Source organism: Micrococcus sp. APC 4021, assembly GCF_030407635.1.
GTDB lineage: Bacteria > Actinomycetota > Actinomycetes > Actinomycetales > Micrococcaceae > Micrococcus > Micrococcus luteus.
Genome location: NZ_JASDCZ010000099.1, coordinates 1 through 8488, shown reverse-complemented (window position 1 = coordinate 8488; position 8488 = coordinate 1). Strand labels below are relative to the sequence as shown.

Below are 8488 nucleotides of genomic sequence, written 5' to 3'. Positions count from 1 at the left end.
CCGCGCTCCTTTGGTACTGTCCCGGGGTCCCTCGGCACGCTCCGTGGGACACCCCCGTCCCCGCACAGAGGAAGAACCCCATGCAAGAGCAGTTCACGGCCTGGTCCGTGCTGGTCGACGCCGGCCTCATCGGCGCGCTCCTGGCCGTGGGCACGCTGGCCCGTGCCGTCATCACGCCCCTCCAGACCCTGATGATCCCGGCCTCCGTCATCGCGGGCATCCTGGGCCTGGCCCTCGGCCCGAACGGCCTGGGCTGGCTGCCGTTCAGCCCCCAGCTGGGCACGTACGGCTCGATCCTGATCGTCATCGTGTTCGTGTGCATCGCGCTCACCGACGACTTCGACGTCCGCAAGATCGGCCGCCCCGTGGGCGCGTTCGCGTCCTACGGCGTGCTGATCTACTCCTCCCAGGTGGCCATCGGCGCCCTCGTCACGCTGGTCCTCCTGCAGCCGCTGTTCGACGCGCCCGACTCGTTCGCCGCCCTGCTGTTCGCCGGCTGGGCGGGAGGCTTCGGCTCCGCGGCCGCCGTGGGCCAGGCGTACGCGGCCAACGGTGATGCGACCGTCACCTCGCTGGCCTACACCTCGGCCACCGTCGGCATGATCGTCGGCGTGGTGGGTGGCATCATCCAGGCCAAGATCGGCGCGCAGCGCGGCCACGCGCGGGAGTTCGCGGGCCTGACCTCCATCCCGGAGGAGCTGCGCACCGGGGTGCTGAACCAGGTGGAGGAACGCCCGGTCATCGGCCGGCACACCTTCTCGGCGGCCTCGGTGGAGTCGCTGGCCTTCCAGGTCGGCGTGGTCGCGATGATCGCGGCGGCCGCGCACGGCGTGGTCTCCTGGATCACGGCCGTGTGGCCGAGCGTCGTGGGTGAGGACGGTCCCCAGCTGATCATCCCCGCGTTCGCGATCGCGTTCCTCCTCGGCCTGATCGCCCGCGTCCTGTTCCAGGCCACGAAGACGGCGAAGTTCCTCGACCCGGGCTCGCTGAACTCGGTGTCCGGCACCGCCACGGACATCCTCATCGTCTGTGGCATCGCCGCGATCGCCCCGACCGTGGTCGTGGACTACTGGCAGCCGCTGCTGCTCCTGTTCGTGATCGGCCTCGCGCTGGCCCTGTTCCTGGGGATCGTCGTGGCGCCGCGCGTCATGACCGACGCGTGGTTCGAGAAGCAGCTGTTCACGTGGGGCTGGGCCACCGGCGCCGTCGCCACGGGCGTGGCCATGCTGCGCATCGTGGACCCGAAGCTGAAGTCCGGGACCATGGAGCAGTTCGGCGTGGCCTACATCCCGGTGGTGCCCGTGGAGATCGCGGCCGTGTCCTTCGTGCCGCTGCTGCTCATCGCGGGCCTGTCCTGGGCCGTGGTCGGCATCTGGGGCGCCATCGCGATCATCGCGATCATCGCTGCCGTCTGGCTGCGCCGCACCGATCCGGGCCGCCGCACCCCGGCCCAGCAGGCGGTCCGGGCCTCGAGCCGCTGACGCTCCCCCACCGATCGCCCGAGGGCGGTCAGCTCGCCCGCCGGCACCGTGCCGGCGGGCCGGGGCGACCGGGCCCGGGCATGCGAGAAGGCCCCCAGCAGATGCTGGGGGCCTTCTCCTTCTCGTTGCGGGGGCAGGATTTGAACCTGCGACCTCCGGGTTATGAGCCCGGCGAGCTACCGAACTGCTCCACCCCGCGGCGACTTCTAGAACTATACACACCCGTCCCGTCGAGTTCAAATCGGCGTCAGCGTCCCGCCATCCGGCGGCCATGCGGCGGCCACTTGCCCCGAGACGGCGGCGGCCCCGACCACGCGCGGTGCGTGGCCGGGGCCGCCGTCGACGGTCCGGCGGGCCCGGCCCGCCGGCGCCGGCTCAGCCGCTCGGCGTCGGGCTGGGGCTCGACGACGGCGCGGGGCTCGCCTCGGCCGGGGCCTGGTCCTGGGCGGGCGCGTCGCCGCCCAGGGCGTCGTCGGCGGCGGTGGCACGCTTCAGGGCCTCGTTGAGACGCTTCTGCTGCTCGCCGTAGCCGGCCCAGTCGCCCTCGGCCAGACGCTCCTGGCCCTGGGTCAGGGCGTCCTGCGCCTCCTCGAGGGCCGCCGAGAGCTCCTCCTCGACCGTGCCCGGAGCCGACGGCTCCTCGCCCGGTGCGGGCGCCTCCGCCTGGTTCTCCTCCGGGGTGACCGCGCCCGAGTCGCCGTCGAACACCTGGTCCAGGGCCTCCTGGAGGGTGTCCGCGAAGCCGACCTTGTCGCCGAACGAGACGAGCACCTTGCGCAGCGTCGGGTAGGTGGTGCCGCCCGAGGAGCGGACGTACACCGGCTGGACGTAGAGGATGCCGCCGGCCACCGGCAGAGTGATCATGTTGCCGTTGAGCACCTCGGACGCGCCCTGGCGCAGCAGGTTCAGCTCCCGCGAGACGTCCGCGTTCGAGTCGAAGTTCGCCTGCGCCTGGCCAGGGCCGGGCACCGTGGTGGACCGCGGCAGCTCGAGCAGTCGGAGCTTCCCGTAGCCCTCGGCCTTCACGCCGTCCTCCCCCGAGCCGGCGTCGCCGGTGGCGGAGAGGAAACCGTAGAGCACGTTGCGCTGCTGGGCACCGTCCGTGATCTGGGGGATGTAGCTGCTGGTGAGGGAGAACGCCGGCTCGTCCTGGCCGGGCATCTGCAGCGTCATGTAGTACGGCGGCTGCTTGACGTCCTCCTCGCGCGTGGGGTCCGACGGCACGGACCACGCGTCGTTGTTCTCGTAGAAGTCGTCCGCATCGGTCACGTGGTAGCGGCCGAGCAGCTCGCGCTGGACCTTGAACATGTCCTCCGGGTAGCGGACGTGGTCCATGAGTCCGGCGCTCATCTCCGAGTACGGGCGCAGCGAGGACGGGTACACGTTCTGCCAGGCCCGCAGCAGCGGATCCTGGTCGTCCCACGCGTAGAGGGACACCGAGCCGTCGTACGCGTCCACCGTCGCCTTCACCGAGTTGCGGATGTAGTTCACCCGGCCCTGGAGCGCCGGGTTCTGGCCCTGGCTCAGGGAGTCCACCGTGACCTCGCCCAGCTGCTGGGCGGTGGAGTACGGGAACTGGTCCGAGGTCGTGTAGGCGTCCACGATCCACTGCACGCGGCCGTCGACGATCGCCGGGTAGGGGGCGGTGTCCACCGTCAGGTAGGGCGCGACCTTGCGGACGCGCTCGGCCGGGTCGCGGTCGTAGAGGATCTGCGAGGCCTCGTTCACGTCCGAGGACAGCACGAGCTCGGGCGAGCCGAACTTCACCGCGTACGCGAGCCGGTTGAACAGGTTGCCCACCGAGGGGCCGCCGTCGCCGGAGAAGGTGTACGCCGTGTCCTCCTGGGAGTCGGCCGTCTGCGGCCGGTCGCGTTCGACGGCCGGCGCGCCCTCGGGCGCACCCACCACCGAGTACGAGGGCGAGTTGAGCCCGAAGTAGATGCGCGGCTCGTAGTCCTGGTCGGAGGCCAGCGGCCCGCGCGTCGGGATCTCGGAGAGCAGCCACTGGGGCCGGCCGCCGGCCGCGACCTCGGAGGCGTCGGCCACGACCATGCCGTAGCCGTGCGTGTAGATGGTGTGGCGGTTCACCCACGACTGGGAGTCGTCCACGTTGACGTCACGGGCCGCCAGGATGGTGTCCCGCGTCTGGCCGTCCACCTCGTAGCGGTCCACGTGCAGCGTGGTGGGGAACGCGTAGTACGGACGGAACTGCTGGAGCTGCCCGAAGGTCTGGGAGATCAGGTTCGGGTCCATGAGACGGACGTTGGCCGTGTTGGCCTCCTCGCCCGCCAGGGCCCCGGCCTCGGGGTCCGTGGCGCCCTCATAGTTCGTCACCTCGACGTCGTCCAGGCCGTACGCCTCGCGCGTCATGGCGATGTTCCGCTCGATGTACTGGGATTCGAGCGTGCGCTCGGACGGCTTCACCTGGTACTCCTGCACGATGAAGGGGTACGCCGTGCCCACCACGAGCGCCGTGATGACCAGGACCGCGGTGCCGATCAGCGACAGCCGCCACCGGCCCGAGACCACCGTCCACACGAACAGGCCGGCCACGATCACGGCCGTGACCGCCAGGATCGCCGACGTCGGGATGACCGCGTTCACGTCCGTGTAGAGCGCGCCGGCCCAGTTGCCGGTCTGCGACTGCGTGGTGCGGTAGCGGTTGAGCCAGAAGTTGACGCCCTGCAGCAGCAGGAACACGGCCAGGGTGATGCCGATGTGGGCGCGCGCCGCCGGGGTGATCCGCACGCTGCCGCCCTCCTCCACGCGCACCGCGCCGTACAGGTAGTGCACGAGCAGACCGGTGATGCCGGAGACCAGGACCACCGAGATCAGGTACCCGACCATGAGCGTCAGGAACGGCAGGGTGGCCATGAAGAACATGAGGTCCAGGCCGAACTCCGGGTCCGCCTGGCCGTAGGGCACCTGGTTCAGGAACAGCAGGACCGTGTTCCAGCCGTTCATCGCGGTGGAGCCGGCGAACACGCCGAGCACGAGCGGGACACCCAGGAACACCAGGCGGCGGATGGGCTCGAGCTGGCGCTGGGCCTGGCTGAGCGAGTCCCGCGCGGCCGCGGACGCGTCCGCGGGGCGGTGGCGCCAGGCCGTGCGGATCGCCAGCCACACGGCGAGGGCCATCCCGAGCCCGGCGATCAGGAACAGCGCGGCCTTGGCGACGACCTCGGTCCAGAAGACCTCGGTGAAGCCCAGCTGCGAGAACCACAGCACGTCCGTGTAGACGTTCGTGAACACCACGAACAGCCCCACGAGCACGGCCACCGCGATGATGGTCAGCACGAGCGCGCTCGGCCGGCCCGGCCGGCCCCTGCCGCGCGCGGCGGAGGACCCGCCCCCGCCGAACGGGCCACCAGGACCGCGGTCGCCGTCGTCGCCCGGGCCGCGCGGGGCGCCGCCGAAGGGGCCGAACGCCCCGAACGGGCCGGACTGGCCCCCGGCGGTCCCGCCGCCGTCACGGGGCGGTCCGCCGAACGGTCCGCCGCCTCCCTGTCCGAAGCTCACTGCTCTGTCCTCTTCCCTCCCGCGTCCGCGGGGCTCTGCTCCGGCCCGGGGCGCTGCGCCCCGGACATGTCGTCCGGTCTGGTGGTCTGGTGGTCTGGTGGTCCTGGTGTGCGTCGGCTCAGCCGCACGTCCGGGCGGCGGCCGGGGTCTCCCCCCGGGCCACCGCCTCGACGATGTCGCGGGCCTGGCCCAGCGTGTCCACGGGGTACACCGTCAGGCCCTCGGGCACACGGCCGGCCAGCTCCTCGCAGTTCGCCGTGGGGGCGAGGAACGTCGTGGCCCCCGCCTCGGCGGCGCCGCGCACCTTCTGCGGGATCCCGCCGATGGGACCCACGACGCCGTCCCCCGTGATCGTGCCCGTTCCGGCGATCGAGGCGCCCCCCGTCATCGCCCCCGGGGTCAGCCGCTCGATCACGGTGAGCGCGAACATCAGACCCGCCGAAGGTCCGCCGATGTCCGGCACGGTCAGCTCGACGTCCACCGGGACGTCGTAGGCGGACTCGATCAGGGCCCCCATCTGCCACGGCTGGGGCGCGCCCTCGGGGGCGGCCGCCACCGGCACCTCGAGGTCCTGCTCCACGCCGTCGCGGCGGACCGTCAGCGTGACCGGGTCGGGCCCCGCGGCCCCGACGGCGGCGCGCACGGCCTCCAGGTCGGCCACGGGCCGTCCCTCGGCGGCGATCACCTCGTCCCCGGCCCGCAGGACGCCCTCGGCGGGCCCGCCGGGCACGAGCTGCTGCACGACGAGCCGCTGGGGCACCTCGCGTCCGAGCTCGTGCAGGGCCGCGGCGGTCGCGGTCTGCTGGGAGTCCGACATGGCCGCCGAATTGGCCTCGCCGACCTCGTCGGAGGTGACGCCGGTGGGATACATCAGCTCGCGCGGGGCCACGTCCACGGCGGGGTCCGTCAGGCCGCGGCCGAGATCGAGCAGGGAGGTGGTGCCGATGGGAGGACCCCCGACCATCACGGTGGTCATGTGCAGGGTCCCCTCACCCGGGTCCGCCTCGCCGCCCTCGACGCGCAGCACGGGTCGACCCTCGCGTTCGCCCAGCAGGTCCACGGCGGGGCCGGGGCCCTCGAGGATGTAGGGGGTGGGGGCCAGCAGTGCCAGCCCGGCGCTGCCCAGGGCGAGCCATCCGGAGAAGGGCACGCGGGCGGCGCGGGTGGTCCTCGAGGGCACTGCGCGCACGCGACACCGTCTTTCCTGGGGGTCCTGATCGGGCCGTCCTCGCCGCCGGGCACGGGCCGCGCGGCGACGGTCACACCAGTCTACGCGGGGCCGCGACCCCCGCCTGCCCCGCGCGACGCCGTGCGCCATGGGCGAACCGCGCCGCCGCGACGTCGGGAGGGCGGGCGCGTCGCGCCGACGCGGATACGCTGGAGACATGAGCAACGACGCGCGCACGCCCGGATCCGACGACGGCCGCGACCCCCTGGAGGAGATGCTGCGGCAGCTCTTCGGCGGCCAGGGCCCCGACCCGGACGAAGTCCGACGCGCCATGGAGGGCCTGGGCGGCCCCGGCGGGGTGCCCTTCGACCCGTCCCAGCTGAATCCGGCCATGATGCAGCAGGCCATGGCCCAGTTCCAGGCGATGATGAGCTCCGGCTCCGGCTCGGACGGCCCCGTGAACTGGTCTCTGGCGAAGCAGGCCGCCCGCCAGGCCGTGGCCGGCGAGGACCCGGCCGTCGGCTCGTTCGCGCGACGCGAGGTGGACGAGGCGCTGCGGCTGGCCGAGCTGTGGCTCGACGGCGTCACGCAGACCGAGCCCGTCGGCAGCGTCGGCGTGGCCTGGTCCCGTGCCGAGTGGGTGGAGGCGACCATGGACCAGTGGCGCCGGCTCACCGAGCCCGTGGCCATCTCGATGTCCCGTGCGATGTCCGCGGCCATCGAGCAGCAGCTGCCGGGTCAGCTCCCCGAGGGCATGGACGCCTCCCTGCTCGGCGGGCTGCAGCCCATGCTGAAGAACATGGGCGGCACGATGTTCGGCCTGCAGCTCGGGGGCGCCGTGGGCGCCCTGGGCAAGGAGGTGCTCTCGGGCACGGACATCGGCCTGCCCGTCGCCGGCCACCGTCTCGCCCTCGTCCCCGTGAACATCGAGGAGTTCGGCGACGGGCTCTCGGTGCCGGACGACCAGATCCGCATCTACCTGGCCCTGCGTGAGGCCGCACGCATGCGCCTGTTCCTGCACTCGCCGTGGCTCGAGCGGGACCTGTACGCCGCCGTCGAGCAGTACGCCGCGGGCATCCGCCTGGACACCGAGGGCATCGAGCGGGCCGCGCAGTCGGTGGACCCGATGGACCCCGGTTCCCTGCAGGCCGTGTTCGACGGGGCGTCCTTCATCGCCGCCCCGGACGCCACCCAGCAGGCCGCGCTGGACCAGCTGGAGCTGCTCGTCGCCCTCGTGGAGGGCTGGGTGGACGTGGTGGTCGCCGAGGCCGCGCGCCCGCTCGAGTCGGCGGCCGCCCTGCGCGAGACCATGAACCGCCGCCGCGCCTCGGGTGGCCCGGCCGAACAGGCCTTCGCCGCCCTCGTGGGCCTCGAGCTGCGCCCGCGCCGCCTGCGCGAGGCCGCCGCGTTCTGGGAGCACGTCACGGCCGAGCACGGCACGGAGTATCGCGAGGAGATCTGGCGCCATCCCGAGCGTCAGCCCACGGCGGAGGACCTCGAGGACCCCGCCGGGTACACCGGGCGCCGCTCCGCCGCGGACGCCAGCACCGAGTCCCTCGACGACGAGCTGCGCAAGCTCCTCGAGGGCGGCTTCGGCGACGCGCCGCGCGAGGGCTGAGCCCCTTTCGGCACGACGGCCGCGGGCGGCCCGGCACCTCGGGTGCGGGCCGCCCGCCGTCGTGTCAACCCGCGTCCTCGTCCTCCGCCCACCGGTCCGGCGCCGTGCGACCGCGGCCCTCGGCGAAGGTGACCCCGTCGAGGAAGGCCATCGCCTCGGCGTAGCGCGGGTACCGGTCCACGAGGCGTCGGAAGGCCGGGCCGTGTCCGGACTCCAGCAGGTGGGCCAGCTCGTGGACGAGCACCGCCGCCACCACCCAGTCCGGCATGCCGCGCAGCTGCGTCGAGAGCCGGATGGTGCCGCGCCCCGGCGTGCACGAGCCCCAGCGGCGGCGCTGCCGGGCCGACCACGTGACCGAGACCGGACGGGCCCGCCCGCCCAGGTGTGCCGCCGAGAGCCGTCCCGCCCAGGCCAGGAGCGCGTCGTCGGAGCGGGCGTCGGCGGGGCGGCCGTCCGGGTCGGCCGCGGGCTGCCCCGTCCCACCGCGTGCGCCCACCTTCGCGACCATCCGGCCGATCCACTCGCGCTCCTGCGCGGCCGAGAGACGGGCCGGGACGTTGACCTGCAGGCGGCCGTCGCGCCACGCCGCCGAGACGGTGCGGGTGCGGGCCGTGGAGCGCACGAGCCGCACGGGCGTGCCCTCCCAGTCCAGGTCGGTGCTCTCGCGGGCGGGACCGCGGTGGGCGGCCGGGACGGCACGCG

Annotated in this window: 5 protein-coding genes and 1 tRNA gene; 2 read left to right on the top strand and 4 right to left on the bottom strand. The window is 73.4% G+C overall.

The features are described 5' to 3' along the window. Positions 1 to 80 precede the first annotated feature (80 nt). A complete protein-coding gene (locus tag QL983_RS08860) occupies positions 81 to 1481 on the top strand; it encodes a sodium:glutamate symporter (protein WP_036314362.1) in 1401 nt (466 codons plus the stop codon). A gap of 125 nt (positions 1482 to 1606) precedes the next feature. On the opposite strand, the gene QL983_RS08855 is transcribed toward QL983_RS08860, so the two are convergent. The 3 genes from QL983_RS08855 to QL983_RS08845 all read right to left on the bottom strand — a co-directional run bounded on the left by QL983_RS08855 (position 1607) and on the right by QL983_RS08845 (position 6189). After that, positions 1607 to 1680 (bottom strand) — tRNA-Met (locus QL983_RS08855). Between the two features lie 176 nt (positions 1681 to 1856). Continuing rightward, positions 1857 to 5000 carry a UPF0182 family protein gene (locus tag QL983_RS08850; RefSeq protein ID WP_230297304.1) on the bottom strand — a complete coding sequence of 1048 codons (3144 nt, stop codon included), beginning with the start codon at positions 4998 to 5000 and terminating at the stop codon, positions 1857 to 1859. 118 nt (positions 5001 to 5118) lie between these two features. After that, positions 5119 to 6189 carry a S16 family serine protease gene (locus tag QL983_RS08845; RefSeq protein WP_290152372.1) on the bottom strand — a complete coding sequence of 357 codons (1071 nt, stop codon included), beginning with the start codon at positions 6187 to 6189 and terminating at the stop codon, positions 5119 to 5121. Between the two features lie 196 nt (positions 6190 to 6385). Between QL983_RS08845 and QL983_RS08840 the strand changes: the two genes are divergently transcribed. After that, a complete protein-coding gene (locus tag QL983_RS08840) occupies positions 6386 to 7786 on the top strand; it encodes a zinc-dependent metalloprotease (RefSeq protein WP_041105129.1) in 1401 nt (466 codons plus the stop codon). A 64-nt stretch (positions 7787 to 7850) separates the two neighbouring features. Here the strand turns inward: QL983_RS08840 and QL983_RS08835 are convergent. Beyond that, positions 7851 to 8488 (bottom strand): M48 family metallopeptidase (locus QL983_RS08835; protein ID WP_290152371.1); only part of this gene is annotated, 638 nt, incomplete at its 5' end.

Excerpts from the sequence above, each read along its gene's own strand:
- QL983_RS08860 (WP_036314362.1), top strand. The coding sequence starts at position 81 with ATGCAAGAGCAGTTCACGGCCTGGTCCGTGCTGGTCGACGCCGGCCTC.
- QL983_RS08840 (WP_041105129.1), top strand. The coding sequence starts at position 6,386 with ATGAGCAACGACGCGCGCACGCCCGGATCCGACGACGGCCGCGACCCC.